Origin of the sequence: Vibrio neptunius (assembly GCA_019339365.1) — a bacterium.
In the GTDB taxonomy this organism is placed as follows: domain Bacteria; phylum Pseudomonadota; class Gammaproteobacteria; order Enterobacterales; family Vibrionaceae; genus Vibrio; species Vibrio neptunius.
Genome location: CP079859.1, coordinates 2,477,038 through 2,494,900, shown reverse-complemented (window position 1 = coordinate 2,494,900; position 17,863 = coordinate 2,477,038). Strand labels below are relative to the sequence as shown.

17 protein-coding genes and 5 pseudogenes are annotated in these 17,863 nt (G+C 40.3%); 15 read left to right on the top strand and 7 right to left on the bottom strand.

Going from position 1 to position 17,863, the window contains the following annotated elements; translation table 11 throughout:
* The first annotated feature begins 124 nt into the window (after nt 1-124).
* Nucleotides 125-571 (top strand): hypothetical protein, encoded by a 447-nt coding sequence (locus KW548_11865; GenBank protein ID QXX05858.1) that lies wholly within the window; start codon nt 125-127, stop codon nt 569-571.
* Nucleotides 572-1,322: 751 nt separating this feature from the next.
* Nucleotides 1,323-1,454 (top strand): DUF3265 domain-containing protein, encoded by a 132-nt coding sequence (locus tag KW548_11860; GenBank protein QXX05857.1) that lies wholly within the window; start codon nt 1,323-1,325, stop codon nt 1,452-1,454.
* A 175-nt stretch (nt 1,455-1,629) separates the two neighbouring features.
* Here the strand turns inward: KW548_11860 and KW548_11855 are convergent.
* Nucleotides 1,630-3,158: pseudogene (locus tag KW548_11855) on the bottom strand (transposase).
* Nucleotides 3,159-3,294: 136 nt separating this feature from the next.
* Here KW548_11855 and KW548_11850 point away from each other — a divergent pair.
* Nucleotides 3,295-3,864, top strand: coding sequence for a hypothetical protein (locus KW548_11850; GenBank protein QXX05856.1), 570 nt, complete (start codon nt 3,295-3,297; stop codon nt 3,862-3,864).
* 138 nt (nt 3,865-4,002) lie between these two features.
* Entirely contained in the window at nt 4,003-4,536 is a 534-nt protein-coding gene (locus KW548_11845; protein ID QXX05855.1) for a hypothetical protein, read from the top strand.
* A gap of 34 nt (nt 4,537-4,570) precedes the next feature.
* Here KW548_11845 and KW548_11840 read toward each other — a convergent pair.
* The 3 pseudogenes from KW548_11840 to KW548_11830 form a co-directional block, all read right to left on the bottom strand.
* Nucleotides 4,571-4,802: pseudogene (locus KW548_11840) on the bottom strand (IS110 family transposase).
* A 512-nt stretch (nt 4,803-5,314) separates the two neighbouring features.
* Nucleotides 5,315-5,479 (bottom strand): annotated as a pseudogene (locus tag KW548_11835) (transposase).
* 761 nt (nt 5,480-6,240) lie between these two features.
* A pseudogene (locus KW548_11830) lies at nt 6,241-6,405 on the bottom strand (transposase).
* A 166-nt stretch (nt 6,406-6,571) separates the two neighbouring features.
* On the opposite strand from KW548_11830, the gene KW548_11825 reads away from it, so the two are divergent.
* Nucleotides 6,572-7,207: a LysE family transporter gene (locus tag KW548_11825; GenBank protein ID QXX05854.1), complete on the top strand. Its 636-nt coding sequence runs from the start codon at nt 6,572-6,574 to the stop codon at nt 7,205-7,207.
* Between the two features lie 305 nt (nt 7,208-7,512).
* On the opposite strand, the gene KW548_11820 is transcribed toward KW548_11825, so the two are convergent.
* On the bottom strand, nt 7,513-8,964 hold the full coding sequence (locus KW548_11820) for a hypothetical protein (protein QXX05853.1): 1,452 nt from the start codon (nt 8,962-8,964) through the stop codon (nt 7,513-7,515).
* Between the two features lie 363 nt (nt 8,965-9,327).
* Nucleotides 9,328-9,476, bottom strand: a pseudogene (locus KW548_11815) (IS110 family transposase).
* A gap of 189 nt (nt 9,477-9,665) precedes the next feature.
* Between KW548_11815 and KW548_11810 the strand changes: the two are divergent.
* Nucleotides 9,666-10,361, top strand: a complete 696-nt coding sequence (locus KW548_11810; protein ID QXX05852.1) for a hypothetical protein — start codon at nt 9,666-9,668, stop codon at nt 10,359-10,361.
* A 622-nt stretch (nt 10,362-10,983) separates the two neighbouring features.
* Complete coding sequence (locus tag KW548_11805) at nt 10,984-11,214, top strand: hypothetical protein (protein QXX05851.1); 231 nt, start codon at nt 10,984-10,986, stop codon at nt 11,212-11,214.
* Between the two features lie 295 nt (nt 11,215-11,509).
* Here KW548_11805 and KW548_11800 read toward each other — a convergent pair whose 3' ends face one another.
* Entirely contained in the window at nt 11,510-11,749 is a 240-nt protein-coding gene (locus tag KW548_11800) for an RNA-binding protein (protein QXX05850.1), read from the bottom strand.
* A 613-nt stretch (nt 11,750-12,362) separates the two neighbouring features.
* Here KW548_11800 and KW548_11795 point away from each other — a divergent pair.
* The 8 genes from KW548_11795 to KW548_11760 all read left to right on the top strand — a co-directional run bounded on the left by KW548_11795 (nt 12,363) and on the right by KW548_11760 (nt 17,698).
* Nucleotides 12,363-12,818: a GNAT family N-acetyltransferase gene (locus KW548_11795; protein ID QXX05849.1), complete on the top strand. Its 456-nt coding sequence runs from the start codon at nt 12,363-12,365 to the stop codon at nt 12,816-12,818.
* 205 nt (nt 12,819-13,023) lie between these two features.
* The gene (locus tag KW548_11790; GenBank protein ID QXX05848.1) at nt 13,024-13,311 is read left to right on the top strand and encodes a hypothetical protein; all 288 of its coding nucleotides are present in this window, start codon (nt 13,024-13,026) and stop codon (nt 13,309-13,311) included.
* A 149-nt stretch (nt 13,312-13,460) separates the two neighbouring features.
* Nucleotides 13,461-13,931 (top strand): dual specificity protein phosphatase family protein, encoded by a 471-nt coding sequence (locus tag KW548_11785; protein QXX08057.1) that lies wholly within the window; start codon nt 13,461-13,463, stop codon nt 13,929-13,931.
* Between the two features lie 330 nt (nt 13,932-14,261).
* Nucleotides 14,262-14,789, top strand: a complete 528-nt coding sequence (locus KW548_11780) for a GNAT family N-acetyltransferase (GenBank protein QXX05847.1) — start codon at nt 14,262-14,264, stop codon at nt 14,787-14,789.
* Nucleotides 14,790-14,912: 123 nt separating this feature from the next.
* Nucleotides 14,913-15,509 (top strand): hypothetical protein, encoded by a 597-nt coding sequence (locus tag KW548_11775; GenBank protein ID QXX05846.1) that lies wholly within the window; start codon nt 14,913-14,915, stop codon nt 15,507-15,509.
* 211 nt (nt 15,510-15,720) lie between these two features.
* Nucleotides 15,721-16,278 carry a type II secretion system protein GspG gene (locus tag KW548_11770; GenBank protein QXX05845.1) on the top strand — a complete coding sequence of 186 codons (558 nt, stop codon included), beginning with the start codon at nt 15,721-15,723 and terminating at the stop codon, nt 16,276-16,278.
* Between the two features lie 119 nt (nt 16,279-16,397).
* On the top strand, nt 16,398-17,006 hold the full coding sequence (locus KW548_11765; GenBank protein ID QXX08056.1) for a pyridoxamine 5'-phosphate oxidase family protein: 609 nt from the start codon (nt 16,398-16,400) through the stop codon (nt 17,004-17,006).
* Nucleotides 17,007-17,266: 260 nt separating this feature from the next.
* A complete protein-coding gene (locus KW548_11760; protein QXX05844.1) occupies nt 17,267-17,698 on the top strand; it encodes a nuclear transport factor 2 family protein in 432 nt (143 codons plus the stop codon).
* Nucleotides 17,699-17,863 lie beyond the last annotated feature (165 nt).

The following is a 17,863-nucleotide window of genomic DNA, read 5'->3' as shown; positions in this document are numbered from 1 at the left end:
GGACTCCTAACGCTTGGCCACTTTCATGCAAATCAGCTTCGGCGTCTAGGGTACAAATTTTAAGTTGGGTGGTATAGCGTTATCGCCCGTTAGCAAGGCGTTAGGCATCCAAAGGAGTATGACTATGCGTACTAAGTTAATACCAATAGAAAACGTGTTTCCCGATATTATGGTAGGAGCACCAAGCCCAATGGTTTTTGCTGATGAGCATGTTGTTAATTTAGCTTACTACGATATTGAAAATGATGTGGCATTAGTAACTTTTTCTCATTGCTTTGAGTTCCGTATGGGTATGCCGGGAGAGGATGCAATATCTAAAAGCCCTTATAGTGGTTTAGGTATTCTAAATTTTGAACCACATGTAGTGGAAAATTCACCTTGGATTGATGAGTTAGAAAATCGCTACGAGGTTGTATCAGAGTTTTCCCATGACAATAGACATTATGTTCATTATTTATTTGCCTTTCATGATCGAACGTTTGAGTGTATTGCAAGTGGATATGAAGTAAAAAAACATTCGTCTATGACAGTCGAAAAGGCCTTAATAGACCTTGTGAGCACGAATGCCTAACACATATGAGCCTTCTGCCTGTCAATAGGCAATAACATCCTGTTGGCTGCGTGAGCAGCCAATGCTCTTCGAACAACAAAGTTATCTACTTCGCTTTGTCATTTCGGTCATTAAGCATGGCTTACGACAAACACATATTGAGGAGCTCTTATTGCGGTCTGGCATGTTTTTCCGACAGTCCAGTCTCGTTTCGTAGAGAGAAGATTAGTAAGCTATTAATCATAGGATTAGCGCTACTCTTGCTAAGATAACGCGCATTGTTAAAAAATGATAACGCGCAGTCTCGTTTTTATGTGATGGTAGGGTGTGCAATATGACGTATATTCGATAGTTTTTAATGAGTTATGGTAAGTTGATAAAAAGTCAGGTAGAGACAAAAACGAGACTGCCTGTTATTAAGAATGTTATGTGCTTTGGGCAAAAAGTAGGTTATCTGGTATGAAGATAAAATATTCGTTTCTTGCAGTTCTGTTCTTAGTTGGTTGCTCTAGTGATCCAAATGTGAAATATGCAAAGTCTGTAGAAACAGGTGGACAACTTTGTTTCATCGAAAACAATAAGTTTCAAGTAGGTAATAAATGGGAAAATCCCTATAAAACAAATCACGTAAATATTGTTTCGTTACATCATCAATTAACGATTCACTGCAATAATGGTGAAAGATGGTCACAAGACCGAAACTCAACTATTCATCTAGAAGTTAACAAAACAAAATGGTTGCCCTGTTCCGAACATGTGAATTTCTGTAAAAGTGAACACAAATAGCACGCACATAACAAACTGCTTAAGAGGGATTCACAACGCGTGGCATTTGCACTATGCGTTGAATTTAGTGGCTAAGGTGGTTTGCAGCAACATCGGTATTGCGTTGCTCACCCCTTAGCAGGGCGTTGAGGCTGTAGAATTTCTTGGTTTTTCTCCAATTCCACCTGATTTTTCGACAACTTTCCCTGTCTAAATTGGCTTAAATACTGAGCCGTGATATTGGTGCTTACGGTGATAATTTAAGATATAGGCGTCGTTGCTTGTTCTGGCAGGTTTTAGAGGGGTTTCCCCCTCTAATGAATGTAATTTCTCAGCTTTTCTATGTTGTGAAGCAAGCTAAACATCGCCCATTGTGCGTTGACTTTCTCTTTACCTCTCAGAGTGAATCGATTCATCTGTTTATTAACGGTGATATTGCCGAAAACGGGTTCAACACACCCAAGGCGCTTACTGTATTGCCGCCTTCCTTCTGGGCTATCAATTTTGCTTTTCATCGCTTGCATATGGTCAAAGTCTTTGGTGTTTTTGTAGATAAAGAAGACTTGTCGGCCTTGCTGTTTACCGGGAGGCTTCCTCATACACTGAGATTGGTGAATGCACTGCCGACAGTCGTTGAGGTAGCCACAAAACTGAGCGCCTCGCTCTCCACGTATTACGGCATTTTTGCTGCTAAGGCGCATCATCTTCCCAGCGGGACATCGGCAAGTCATCGCATCTTGGTCAAACTCGAACATGGCAATGGGATAACAGGTTTTGCCTGTTTTGGACCGCTTCTTACGTTTCTTTGCTTGCTCGGTTTGGTAGGTTTCACTGCTTTGAAAGAGTGGATTGCGGCTGCGAAATGCCGTGTCAGCGATGTAACAATCGTACGGAGTGCCCGCCAAGAACTTGAGATTGGCTTTGCTATGAAAGCCACTGTCAGCCGTGAACTTGATCGTGTGCTCGGCAGAATTCGGCAGTTTGTCCATCTGTTCGTTTAAAGCGAGTACCGCAGGTTTGAGCGTTTGCTGCTCACCGACACTGCCCCATACTTGGCTGTACAAAATAATTTGGTGTTTGTCATCAGTGATAGCAATGCCGTTATAGCCTTGAATCGTGCCCTTCGAGGTAGTCATTTTTGCACTATCGTTGTCAGTTATGTTGCTTTTTATGGGCTTGTTATTAGAGCCTAACTTGTCGTAAGTACTTGCGAGAAATGTACCTATTTTATTGGCGCTGTTATCGAGCTTTTGTTTTTGTCTTAAGTCTTGTGCGAGCACCTCGTTAGGTAGGGCGTCTTGATTTGATGGCGTTCGATAATGCGGCGACTCGCACGCTCTAGTTTCTCTTTTTGGCGTTGGAGTTCCTCGTGTGTGCCACTCCATTCCTTACTGGCATTGGATGATATTTTACATCCATCAATGGCAAACATGTTACGCCCGATAAGACCTTGTTCATCACATATCATCAAGACTTGAGTAAAGAGTGGTTCAATGGTGTCTTTCATTTTAGCGATGAAGGCAGCGATGGTGGTGAAGTGTGGTCTGACATCGCCAGATAGACACATGAAAGTGACATTGTTGATACAAGCTTTTTCAATGCGTCGACTGGATAGAATGCCGAGAGAATAGGCATAAAAGATAACCTTGAGCATGATGGAAGGCGGATAGGCGGCCGCTCCGTTTTGGTCATTGCAATAGTGGACATCAAAAGGTGATAGGTCGAGGTGATTATCGACGATATGGGCTATCGCATACTCGATAGTGCCAGGGATGAGTTGCTCATCGATGATGACAGGGACAAACATGTTCTGGTTCGAGTAATCGGTTTTGAAGTTGGGCATAACCGTGTCTCATGACGAATAATTTAGATTAGATCATAAGGTGTTGATGCGTTCAAGTTCATATCATGATGAAATATAGGTAAGATCAGAATTAAGAACGAGTAAGGAAGAAATCCTACAGGCTCGTTAGGTGCACATGAAAACAATTGTTAACCCCTTGACTCCTGGTGACGTTATAAGAACCCATCCGCAAAAAGGCTTTTGGGGATGTGCCGTTGTTTTAACTGCTCGGGATAGTACTGAAGATTTTCATCCTTGTTGTCATATTGCAACTTTGGACCTTATACACAAGCGAAAATTTTCATGGAAAAGTGTAACACCTGCCGACTTGAAAATTGTAAATTCAACTCGAAGTGTCAGAGTCGCCCCCCATGAGTACATTGAAGAGCCTACATCCCGTTTAAGTATCGGGATTTATACTCTCAAGAAGCTTGATGGGTTGGATATTATTGCTCGCATCGACCCTCAACAAGTTTACTCTAAACCGCTTACGTTTGAGGTTGGGGATGGAAGTAACGGTACATTTCCATTATGTGGCCCTGTTAAAGGGTTCACGGGTAATGATGCAGTAATTAACTGGCGTAAACTCTATGACCGAGACAAGTTTGAACTTGAAGCAATAAAAAGTAAGCAACAGTTTGAAGTTATGGAGCATAAAAGGCTTTTAACTCAAAGAGAAAAACGTAAATCGATCAAGTGCACCTAACAAGCGTTTAAGACGGATTCCCAACGCTTGGCATTTTCGACTTACTTTGGGTTAAGTGTTTATGTCACGATGGTTTAGGTAGGGTGGTCGGCGTAGCTCACCACTTAACGCGGCGTTAAATTCACAAAGGAGAGCTCAGTGTTTGATGTAAAGGATTGTAAATTCCCTGAAACTACCACTGATGAGTATTTTAAATACACATCAAAAAAAGTCGTTGGCTTTGCTGGTTTACAGATACGAAACGGTGCATATGGGAGTATCTCAAGTCCTGAGAAATCGGATGGTACAATCCACTTTTGTTGCGATAAAGACTTACCTTCAGAAGAGTTTCTTGATGTAGTGGTTTGGATTGAAGAAAATGCACTAGATGTACTGGATAAATCACTTGAGTCTTTTGTTCAACAATATAGGTATATGCGTGATTTAGTAATTGATAGCCTAACTCACGAAAAAGCTGATGATGTAGTTCCTCAAATTGCAACGCATAAAGACCTTTCAAGATTGTGTGGAATTGTAGCTGTACATATCAAAGGTAGTAGTACTGTAGGTATTCCTCGGTTCGGAATTGAATTCGGTTGTAATTGGGAGGAAGAGCATGGTGCGGGAGTTAATTTTGAAGGCTTGGAATTAGTAGAGACTGGAAGTGCCTCAGAGGGCTTTGATTTCGAGTGAGAGCTCGTAGCAACGTGAATATAACACAGATTTAATGCCCCAGATTATTGAGTGTTCTGCCCAATAATGTGCACCACCACACGCTTCAACGCCTATACGAATGAGTGTAGTGGCATATCTGCTATTAGTAGTTAGTAGTTAGTAGTTAGTAGTTTAGAGCGAGTTACCGACTTATGAAGTATGACCTTACCATTTTGGTCTACGGCATGAAGACTGAAGTGGTTTTTAGCTAAGTCGATACCGCAGAAATAAGAATAGTCAGACATGGTGCCTCCGATGCATTTAAGTGCCACATCAATGTGGCAGATCCTCGGTGGGGGAATCCATGTCGTTCGTTATAAGTATTATCGGAGCTTCAAATATTATGATAATTACTTTGCCAGTAGGTTGGGTTGGACATAGGAATGCTGATACTGGAGCCCTCTCTTTTCAAAGGACCTATTCAGACGGACTAGATGTTTTACTATCAATAGAGCTTAGAGATAATGCTTATGAGTTGTGGTCATCCGCTGAAAATAGGTGTTCCGGTCCGTCGAAGCATATAGACTCTATTCATCAAACTATCGAATCAGCTGTGGAAGCGGCACTAGTAGAAATGGATGAATGGGACAGTGAATAAATACTTATAACACATATGAGCCTTCTGCCTGTCAATAGGCAATAACATCCTGTTGGCTGCGCGAGCAGCCAATGCTCTTCGAACAACAAAGTTATCTACTTCGCTTTGTCATTTCGGCCATCAAGCACGGATTGTTAAGGTGTCCGTCCCAATTGGATTTCCATTTTGGTCATTGCAATAGTGGACATCAAAAGGTGATAGGTCGAGGTGATTATCGACGATATGGGCTATCGCATACGCGATAGTGCCAGGGATGAGTTGCTCATCGATGATGACAGGGACAAACATGTTCTGGTTCGAGTAATCGGTTTTGAAGTTGGGCATAACCGTGTCTCATGACGAATAATTTAGATTAGATCATAAGGTGTTGATGCGTTCAAGTTCATATCATGATGAAATATAGGTAAGATCAGAATAGGGAACGAGTAAGGAAGAAATCCTACAGGCTCGTTAGAAGTTTTAGGAATAAATATGGGACGCAGGAGAGAACTAGGTAGTATTGCAAGCGGTATTATTGGCTCGTTTCGGAGTAGAAACAATGATGTTGAAGGTTATTGGGGTATCGGTAAGCTTTACCTGTCCGTAGACCACCTTCAAAGCAAGTGTGTTTCAATAGACCTTTGCTCCCAACAGATTGCTCCATATTACCTGCACTTTGACCTCATGACTGAACGCTATTCAAAGATGTTTAAAGGGTTGCTTGTAAAACATTCAATTCCGTTTGAATGGGTTCGCTCAGCATACATTTACGTTGAATTTGAAGCAGAATATGAGGAGCGTCATCACAATTGGCGGAGTGCATTGGGAAATCCGTGCAATCTCGTTTGTGTAGTCATAGATGATAATGGCAAAAGTCATGTCGCTCGTGCGTATACAAACTGTTTCCCACATGACGCGAAAAGGGAAAGTCGGAGCACTAGGTGAGCAAACTTCTAACACATATGAGCCTTCTGCCTGTCAATAGGCAATAACATCCTGTTGGCTGCGTGAGCAGCCAATGCTCTTCGAACAACAAAGTTATCTACTTCGCTTTGTCATTTCGGCCATCAAGCACGGATTGTTAAGGTGTCCGTCCCAATTGGATTTCCATTTTGGTCATTGCAATAGTGGACATCAAAAGGTGATAGGTCGAGGTGATTATCGACGATATGGGCTATCGCATACGCGATAGTGCCAGGGATGAGTTGCTCATCGATGATGACAGGGACAAACATGTTTTGGTTCGAGTAATCGGTTTTGAAGTTGGGCATAACCGTGTCTCATGACGAATAATTTAGATTAGATCATAAGGTGTTGATGCGTTCAAGTTCATATCATGATGAAATATAGGTAAGATCAGAATTAAGAACGAGTAAGGAAGAAATCCTACAGGCTCGTTAGGGCTCATGGCACTAGCCAGAAAGGAGATTACTATAGATGGCGGAGCAATACTTATTTCTACTCCCAATAGCCACCCTATTACTATTCGGAGCGATGACGCCGGGACCATCGTTTATTTTGGTTGCGCAAACGGCAATGGCAAAGTCTCGAATTGAAGCTATCTGCATCGCTATTGGCTTAGCTCTAGGTGCAACTACATTCGCTTTCATTGCATCAATCGGGCTCATTACACTTTTTCAGTCAGTACCCAAGCTTTATGTGGCCTTCAAAGTGCTTGGTGGTTTGTATCTCTGCTATCTAGGTTTGCAGATGTGGCGGGTGGGCAAAAACAGCGTGACTTATACTGACTCAGAACTGTCGAGCAAACCTGCTCATATTAAGGCTGTAGCTTTAGGATTAACGACGCAATTGAGCAATCCCAAAACTGCAATTGTGTTTAGCAGTGTGTTTGCAGCGATGCTACCTGTTAACGTTCCCGATTATACAACTTCAATACTAGTTGTTGGTGTGTTCGTTTTAAATTTCTCGTGGTATTTTGTAGTTTCTATATTGCTATCAAGTCCAAAAGCACAAACTAGTTACTTACGGTTTAAATTAATAATCAACAAAGGTTCAGGTTTGATAATGGGATCATTAGGTGGCAAATTTATAGCTGACGGTCTCAAGCCTTAACACATATGAGCCTTCTGCCTGTCAATAGGCAATAACATCCTATTGGCTGCGTGATCAGCCAATGCTCTTCGAACAACACCGTTAGAGAAGAAGCAGTAAAGTGATGCCAAAGTAGCGTGTTGGTGTCATGGCTTCATCTTTGATTTCTCAGAGTTAGAGCGCGGAGGAGAAATGATGAAACTGACAGGTTGAAGCTTTTCTTATAGTCTGTCTTTGAAAGGGCTCTTTTTCGGGAAGGGATATAATGGCACCTTGATTTCGCAAGGTGCTCTGTAATCGGCAAAAATGCTGCTAATCTGTTGGTTCTATTTGGGGAGTAAGTCTCTTGATATAACGACGCTTAAATTAAGATCGTAATTTTTAGTTAACCGAGAGACTTCATTTTGCACTTTTTCATATTCGGGTAGAAATAAGCAGTAATTTCGATAGGACGAATCATTTTGTGTGTCTCGTATAATTTTCTTTTGCTCACTGGCTTTGTGGTCAAGAAAGTATTCACAGGCAAGAAATGTAGCTAACGTACTGCACTCTCCAAATTTCTCTCTGTTGGTTACGCTGAGCCTAGAAGTGGCAATGGCTTGTTCGTAGTATATTTTTGTTTTGTCTTTTTTCTTAGCACTTTCATAAGTACTACTCATTTCTTCGTTAAACGTTCTGGTGTGATTGAAATCGGAAAAGACGCTATCGACAGCTCTATCCGGAATGTTTTTACGAACCGCAACGAGCTTTTTTGTAACCAAAAACTTCCAGAGATCTGTTGATAGGTTCTGATTGTTGTTAAGTACGCTGGTTCGATTTTGCGTTAAGGTTTCTGCGATAACAGATTTTAGAAACCATGCCTTTGATAGTTTTGGAATGTAAGTGCCTGAGAGGTTAGCTAGGTGGGTAAGGTAACCATGGATGCCCAATAGGTGGATACGCGCTCGACACCTCTCAACGACTTGTTGAACTCTTTCCTGCGAGGGAAGAGAATTCAGAGATGTACTATTGTTCTTAAAGTACTCCTCGATCTCATCCGCGACAACGGCATTCAGGAGCCGTTGAACTAGGTCTAACCTGAGATTTAAAATTTCTAGTGGCATCAATACTCTTTCGAGTAGAGTGGCGTAATTTCCAGCCGTGACTCTGCATCCATTCCTTGAAACTTGGACCCATCCAACAATTTTCTCTGTTACGCCTTGCTCGACGACATCATACCCTTTACTCAACGCCAACTCAGTAAAATCGCTGGCTAACTGCCTTCCAAAAATTTCGGGATTGATTTCTTTTAGTGCCTGACCGTAACCAGCCTCTCTTCGTGCGATAACATTGATTGTTTGGCCATCTGATGTTTTTACTTTGACATTTTGTTTGTTGCTTTCAAAGGGTGAGGCCCCATGGGTATCCAACGCATCATGCAAACCATCTATGATAATGCCACCAGCGGCTTGTGTTGCCATATTCAATGCAACTTTTAGTAAGGTTTCAGCAACAAACCAACCGAATTTTGCCGTCTTGGTCGCATCGGTAAGTTGAATTTGTGCGAGGGAGCCGTCAACACAGTCGACAACACATTCACTTATGTGTTTTGAGAAGTCAGCACGTAATTTGAGGATGTTGTGCGTCGTAAATGCCTCGAATATCTCGGGAATATTTTGATTTAGAGCCGTTATAATGGCTCGCTGGTGATAATTTTTCTGAATGTTGATATTTAAACCTTGCCACTCAAGCTTTTCAAATAACTCAGCTTCTGCTGTTGCTATTTTTTCTCCCGCCATGTTATGCCCCTTGCTATTCTATAGATAGTGTTTTTCGTTTATCTAATGAGAGTGAATGATTCTCCGGTTGTTTTCGCGGACTAACCTCGGGTAAATTTGGGGATACTTACGGCAAGTTTTAGAGATAGATACAAATCATGATCGTTGTCAGCAGAATCAATGATATAAAGTGATTCAGCAATCCATAAAGAATATGAAGAACTATCAGATAAACTATTTAATCTAATAACTCTGTCATTAATAGTTGCCTCGAACCCTTTTCCACGCCCCGAAGGAATAGTGGAAAAAAATCGGATGATCGTGAAAACAAAAAGTGGTGGCAGTTTTGGCTGAAGGGCTAACAAGATACTATGGCGTCATTAGTTAATTTTTGGCGCTATTGTTATCCCACATAGCACCGTCCCTAAGCATTGAATTTAGTACTACTACCATCTTTCTCATGCAGGCAACGATTGACACTTTTTCGGTTTTCCTGCCGCAACTAATCGTTCATATGTAGCCTTAAATACTGGTCTTTTGGTGTGTGTCCTGAATTTACTGAATTTACTGTGTCCTGAACTTACTGGGTTTATGATTCGCACAAATGAGCCTGTCATCAAGTTAACGCGATAAATTACTGTAGTTCATTTGCTTTGGTGATATTATTAACAGTTTAATTTTACATTTTGGCAATCGTATTAATATAACAAGGGTAATTGACGTTGAAAAAGTATCTATTTTTGGTTTTGTTTGGGTTAGCTAATGTGGTGTCGGCTAATGAATCTGAGACAAAATTCGCTGATGTATCACAAGAAATTAAAGATAACGTAAAGGTATATCAGGAAGAAGAAGTTGGTAGATTATTAACTAGTGTATCAGAAAAAGACTACTATCCCATGATTAAACCTGGTAACTGGATTGGGATGAAAATAGGAGCAGTATACCAGAACTTTATCGGATCCGATGAGAATCCCGACTTGGTTATTGCGTATGCGGTTGATACTCCTGAACAATACTTTTTTCTGAACCGTTCAGATGAGCCGAAGATTGATATTGAAAGCGCAACAAAACATGCTTTCAAGAATCTGCGAGAATTAGAAATTGAATACTACTTTCCAAAAGGTTTCCATAGTGAAGTTGTTGCAATAAAACCGGGACCTTTTGCTAGTGAAACTATTCTTTCTAAGAAACACATGACAAACTTACAGGCTAAGATTAATGCAGATGAATTTTTTGTATCAATCCCTACTAGAACAGTGTTGAAAGCGATTTCTATGACTTCTTCAGATGAAATGTTTGAAAAGTTTGTTGTCGACCATATCAATTCATGGACTGAGCACAAAAACGCTCGCATAAGTCCATATTTATTTATTGTGAAAGATGGAGCTATTGTAAATTACGTCGATCTAACTAAGTGAATTGGGGCACACCTAAGGTATATCGAATAACTTCAAATTAGTCATCTAATCCGAAAAGAAACTAGAGGTTTATATTGAGGAAGTAAATGCTATTTCTATATCTTTCAAAGAAGTTTAAGAAAGAGTATTCAGTTTTATTAAACACACATAAACATAACCAAGGTGATACATTTTATTCGGCATTTTTGGCTTGGAGTTAGGTGAGTCTTTTGGTGTGTGTCCTGAATTTAGTTTGTCGATAGGTAATAACATTCTATTGGCTGCGCGAGCAGCCAATGCTCTTCGAACAACAAAGTTATCTACTTCGCTTTGTCATTTCGGTCATTAAGCATGGCTTACGACAAACACATATTGAAGATCTCTTATTGCGGTCTCGCCGCTGCCTATGACTTGCATAGGGTCACTAGACACTTATGGGATTGTTAAGGTGTCTGTCCAATTAGATTTTTTCAATTAGATTTTTAAAAGTGATAACACGCACGCTCGTTTTTATACAATGACAGAATGTACAGTTTGATACATTTGCTTTAATTTTCAGTGGCTTATTATGGGCTGATGAAAAATCAGGCAGAGAGAAAACTAGATTAGCTGTTGTTAAGAATGTTATGTGCAAGAGGGATAAATGAATAAGTCTAAGATGTATCTGTTATTTTTGTTGCCACTTATCATCGTAGGTCGAGAATACTACCCACGCTATAAGGAAAATCAGCAGTTAGAAGAGTTAAAGTCGCAGTTTCAGGGGCTATTGTTCGGAGAAGATGGAAAAGTAAAGGTTACTTCTATAAGGGTTGAAGAAAAAGTAATTTCTTTGCAAGTAAATATCTCAAATGTAGAATCTAAGCGATACGAATAAAGATGTCCTGACTCGAAATTCTCGGAAAATGTTGCCAGCTAAGATATGTAATAGCGTGGGAATAAGTGAGTGGTTGTCGAATGGTAAGTGGATTTCTGTAGATATCATCGCTAATGGTAGCAAGCCCGTAACCAATGTGAGAATTACAAACGACAATTGCACATAACACATATGAGCCTTCTGCCTGTCAATAGGCAATAAAAATGCCTTAAGGTGTCTGTCCCAATTAGATTTTAGATACAAGGCGGAATAATTGAAAAGGGAGCCTTTTTGAGTGGGCCCCCTTTGTCTGGTTTTAGCTTTGAGCGAACTTAACTCGAATCTTGCTCTTGGCTAAGCTTGTTAGGTTTAAGCTGTTTAAAGCAGCCTTAGCTTCGTTCTCATCAGGCATTTCAAGGAAAGCGAATCCCTTAGATTGTCCTGTCTCCTGATCTAGAACTAAATCACATTGTGTAACAGTACCGTGAGCAGAGAATAGAACTCGAACTTCGTGTTCTGTTGTGGTTCGCGCTAGATTGCGGACTAAAAGTTTCATAATATTTTGCCTAGTATAATTTGCGGCTTGATTGTCTCAGGTATGGTCTAGTAAACCAAGAAGAGTTTGGGGTTTGGCGCAGTATTGAAAATTGTACCTAACAAACAAGGATTCGGCGCTGCGCAGCCAGCGTTAAATCCCGAGTGTTGAACAAGCCCGAGCGTCTATATAAGTAAATTGTGCGATCTGCTTTAGAAGGACGGTTACCTCGATGATTTTCTCAAGGCGAACACCGCCATCGCAAGAGAGAGTTCGACCTTATCAATGAGTTTACTGATTTATGTTGCCTTTTTTCTTTTCATTTATACAGCGTATTGGGGTTAGATTCGGTTTGAGTATGAAAAGTGGCTTGTTTTTCCGACAGTCCAGTCTCGTTTAGCAGAGAGAGGATTTAATAAGTTATTGTTACTCATAGGATTAGCGCTATTCTTGCTAAGATAACGCGTATCGTTAATAAGTGATAACACGCACGCTCGTTTTTATATGATGAAAGAATGTACAGTTTGATATGTTTACTTTAACTTTTAGTTACTTATGATAGGTTAATGGTAAATCAGGCAAACAGAAAACTAGATTGGCTGTTGTTAAGAATGTTATGTGTAATCGAGGAAATATGAAAATTTCATTATTAGCGGATTGTCCTAATGAAGCATCGAAAATTGCCAATTGGTATCTACAAGAGTGGTCACATAATGACCCAGAAGCAACATTAGAAAGTGTGACTCAAAAAGTGGCATTAGGTGCCAATAAAAGTGAAATACCAATGGCTTTTGTTGTGCATGTTGGAAGTGAATTAGCGGGCGCTGGTGAAATTAAATATCGTGAATTACCAGAGTACCAGGAATTTCATTATTGGCTTGATGGAGTCTATGTTCCTGTTGAGCATAGAGGAAAAGGTATCTCAACAATGTTGATTGAGTTTGCAAAATCTAAAGCTCTTGAGTTGCAGGTGCCAGCTTTGTATCTACGCTGTGAGAAGCATAACGTTAAGCTATATGAGTCTCATGGTTTTAATGTTGTTTGTTTAGAGCAGAACAAGTTCATTATGGAGCTTCAAGTTAACACATAACAAATAATGATTAAGCGCTGCGCAGCCAGCGTTAAATCCCGAGTGCGTGTTAAGGTGTCTGTCCCAATTCGATTTGAGTGCTTATTATCCATACAAGCGTTACAGGCAGATTCCCAACGCCTGACGTTTTGTATTCAATGCCGATTTAAGTGTTTATGGTGTAAAGGTTTAGGTCAGGTGGTTGGCGTTATAAGGTTTCAAAGGTATGAGTGAAGAAGAACAATATGTCGAGTGTCGTACTCACGGAAAGCAGCAGGCTACGTATGTATGTCAGCATGTCGTAGAAAGCCTTCGCGACGGAAAGCCGAGAGGATTCTGGTCGGCAGAAGCGGTGATTGGTAATGAACGTCCGGATTCCTGGTGCAGTGCTTGTGAAGACAAGGTAAACAGCGTTGGTGGTGAGTGGAATGATGAATCTGAAGCGTTTGCTGGCGTGACACTAATATGCGGTGCTTGCTATGACCGTGCAAAAGAAATGAATGTTGACAACTAGTTACATTGTATGACCTTAGAACAAATGCTTAAACCTGACTGCCAACCTGTGCCATTTAGGGTTTGAGTTTGGTTATTACGGAGGTCTGCTTGATTGTAGAGCATTGGCGGCCGCTTAAGTAGGCGTTATTTGTAACAAGGAGCACCAAAATTAAAGAGTTATTTTTCTTAGATACTAACTTAGCTGGTAGGTGTGGTCCTGACTCTTCTATGTGGGATATTGAGCAGTTAAAACGAAATGGTGTAGTCGCTATCCTCTCGGTTAACGATGGTGAAATGGTTCACGAATCTCTAATCAAATCACATAATATCGTGTACATGAAGCTACCCCTTTCTAGTAATGCTCCTCCTCGAACAGGCGACTTCGAGCTTTGTGTTAACGTTCTTCCTGAAATAGTTGCCTTCATTAAGCAACACTACCTGCTCGGTACCGTCGTCATACATTGCAAATCAGGAAAAGACCGTACGGGCTTAGCGTTGGCTGCATTTTTGATGAGTACTAAATCAATTACACCTCTAGAGGCTATTACTCTAGTTAAGTCCAAGAGAAACATCGCTTTTACAGCTCCAAAGTGGGGCACTTTTGCATTAAAAGTCTTAAAGGCGTTAGAAAACACATAACAAATAAGGATTAAGCGCTGCGCAGCCAGCGTTAAATCCCGAGTGTTGAACCAGCCAAATCCTGGTCTTTTGGTGTGTGTCCTGAATTTATGATGGCATGTTTCACTGTGGTATTGGTGTCGAGAGCTCTTCCAATTTTGGTGAGTGTTAGGTCAGAGCCATCAAGAACCGTTTTGGTTGCAAGTATCAAAGAACTAAGTCGTTTTTTGTGAATTTTAGGGCATTGATTCTCAATAGTTTGCTGTAGAATTTGAACACTGCGCATCTACTCATTGTTTTATATAGAAATTATGAGGTGATTAGTAAAATAAATTTGAGTATTCTCTCTGAATGTTAACAACAAAAATTGAAACAGAGCGACTAATACTAAAGGTTTTAACTGAAGGTGACGCAAAAGAACTGTTTGATATCTTCTCAGACCATGAGGTCATGAAATATTGGAATACTGAACCTTGGAGTTCTATTTATAAGGCTAAGTCATTTATAGCCAGTAGCACAGAAGCAATGAAGAAAAATATGGACGTAACGTTAGGCATTTACCTAAAGGAGACGGGACAACTTCTAGGTAAGATAATGTTGTTTAACTATCATAAAGAATCAAAACGCGCTGAAATAGGTTTCGGTATAATCCGCACGTTCTGGGGTAAAGGTATTGTACTTGAGGCCGGTAATGCACTAGTCGATCACGCATTTAATATTCTACATTTACGTAGAATTGAAGCTGAGATAGATCCAGATAATATATCTTCAAGCAAAGCATTGGAACGACTAGGGTTTGTAAAAGAAGGTTATCTGAGGCAGCGTTGGGAAGTTAATGGTGTTGTATCAGATTCTGCTATTTATGGCTTACTAGCTTAATGTTTGGTAAGCGCATCACAAGACGCTCAAACTGAATCAAACATGTGGCATTGTTGCTTCGCAAAAGTGTAGCCACATGTTTTCTGCAGCCTAGCTCTGCGTTATATTACATAGGGAGAAATCATGAAATCTACATTCATAAAGTTGTTAGCGCTTTGCGCAGTCATTGTGCTCTTTGGCTGTGCTAGTACTCAGGGGCAGATCGAGGATGACATTTATACCGCAAAAGATGCGAGTTTTTCGGTAACAACGCCATTTAAATCTGATGCTTATGCCAATCGGTATATGGAGGTTCAGGAACAGTATAGTAATAGAGAAAACCAAGTGGTTTTTACCTCTACAGCTGCTCCAATGGAAGTCTATAAGGTGTTTGTATTTAAAGGTGTAGAAACAGAAGAAAATTTAGAAGAGGTTGTTCGGGATGCTTACTATCAACAACTTGAATCTTTTTACGGTACGCCAGTAGAGCCAACAAATGTTGAAAGTATAACAATTAGTGGTTTCAAAACTAAGCAACTAGCTTTTAAACAAAAAATCCCCGCAACAAAATCAGTTATGCAAGATAGACCTGAGCTTACTATTACTCATTTAGCGTATTACGTCGAAACAGGAAATAGAGCAGCATACATTTTTGTTAACAAGCCATCTGATGGAGATATTTTCGTTGAAGGCTCAGATACTAGGATCAAGGATTTTGTCGACTCATTTAAACTGAATTGAACATAACAAATGGATAGGGAAATTACCCATACAAAGATCTTTTGGTGTGTGTCCTGAATTGAATTCGTGGATGTAGAAGCATTGATTCTCAAAAGTTTGGCTGTAGAATTTGAACACTGCGCATCTACGCATTCTTTTATATAGAAATTATGAGGTGACTCATAAGAGCAGGGCGCTATAAGCCTTAAAGTACTACTTAGGATATTGAACATTGGAAAACAGAGAGAAACAAAAAGGACCTGGTTGTCTTGGATTTGTAATTGGTGGGATGTCGTTTATTCCTGTGATTGGCGTTGTATTTGGAATTGTCGCCATTATTTGGGGTTTCAACGCAAAAAGTACAAAACTGAAATTGGTGGGCCTTTGTGGTATTAGTTTTACTGTTATCTTGTATGGGACGCTTGCGTACTTGGGCTTTGTACAACAAGGAGGAGTGTACGATGATCTACGCTCTGAATTAGTGAAAGTACAATTGACAAGTGCAGTACAAGCTATTGAATTATACAAAATTCAAAATGGTGTATACCCAGAATCATTAGAAGTCTTACAAAACACTTTACCACAAGACAGCTTGGTATTTCTAAACGATGCAGCACAAGTCAGTGTTTCCGGAGAGACACTGTATTACTATGTTGTTATTGATGAAAATCACTATCATATTCGGTCATATGGAAGAGACGGAGTAATTAATACACTGGATGATATTTTGCCAACACCGATAGAAAACGTAGGGCTAGTAGTCGACTATCAAGTAGAAAACGGATCATAATGAGCAATCAAGGTGGCCCGTTACACTCGGCAGTTTGGGTATGAAGTCCGGTGCGCTTTGTCAGTTTAGCTCGGTCACCTTATTACAGGCGTTATACCTTTATGGAAGAACAAAATAGAATGAGTGAAATTAAAACGATAGAGCAATTAAAAGAAATTTACGCAGAGCCAAGTGCCAGAGCTAAAAATAAAGCTCTATCTACTCTGGATGTTCATGCCATTACGCTAATAAATAATTGCCATTTCTCGGTTCTAAGTACTACTGATTCACAAGGCTATGTTGACCTCTCCCCAAAGGGAGGAGAGCCTGGCTTCATTAAAGTTTTAGATGAATCAACGGTATTGCTTCCCGATAGCTCGGGGAATAATCGAATAGATGGCCTTAAAAATATTATCAGTAACCCGAAAGTAGGGCTGTTGTTGATGGTCAATGGAATTGATGAAGTTGTTCGTATCAAAGGAACAGCGAGTATTCATACTGACTCCAACTTGTTATCGGTTTGTCCTGATGGGAGTAAGTCTCCTAAGGTTGTTATCAAAATAGTGATAGAAAGTATGTATTTTCACTGTGCTAAAGCAGTGATGAGAGGAAAGCTTTGGTCTGATGACTATAAAGTAAATCGCTCAATTCTTCCTTCTTTAGCGCAAATATTTAAAGACCAACAAAACTTAGAAAGTAACGCGATAGGCCAAGATGAAATGGTTAAGTATTACGAGTCAAGCCTTTAGAACGTGTCTAACAATAGATTATGGCGTCGATAGTTAATTTGGGGCGCCTTTGATATCCCACATAACACCGTCTTTTAATATTTAATTTAAGCATCACTATGTACAAACGCTAATTAAGTGGCTAAAAATGAACTGCTATCGTTCGACGAATGTACGTCAAAGTTTGGCTTGTATTTACAGTGGCCTGAATACGTTTTGTGTTATGTTGCTAGCCGCTTGGCAGGGTGATGGGTAAAGATAGTACGCACATAGGAACAATTATGAACAAAGATGAGTTAGTTGAACTAGTAGTTAAGTATTTCAAGAAAGTAGATGCCGGTGATCCTAGTTATCTGGATCTATTTTCAGAGGATGTCGATTTTTTCTTTCCTAAATTTGGACAAGCAAAAGGCAAGGACGCCTTAGTTGAGTTCGGCAATAGAATTGGTAGCTCGTTGAGCAGCATTTGGCACGATATAGATGGTTTTCAAATAACAACCGCTGGAAACAAGGTAATAGTTGAGGGACAGGAAGGTGGTGTAATGAGCGATGGCACTTCTTGGCCAGATAACAATGTTTCCACTGGTCGTTTTTGTAGTGTATTTGAATTTGAAGGAGAAAGAATAAGTCGTATGTATGTGTATGTAGATCCTGATTTTCCAAGCCAGGATTTAGAAAGAATTTCTGTGCTGTCAGGAGAAAGTTACGCATAACAAGATGCGAATGTAGTGGTCAACTAAAACTGGCCACTGCTTTGTAAGTTTCCCAGTATCGTCTATCCGATTCATGTGGAGTTAGGTCGCCGTGTTACTGGTGCGGTCTAAAGTAGCTGCAGTATCTAAAGACATGACCAAAGATGCTCTGCCAATCTTCATCTA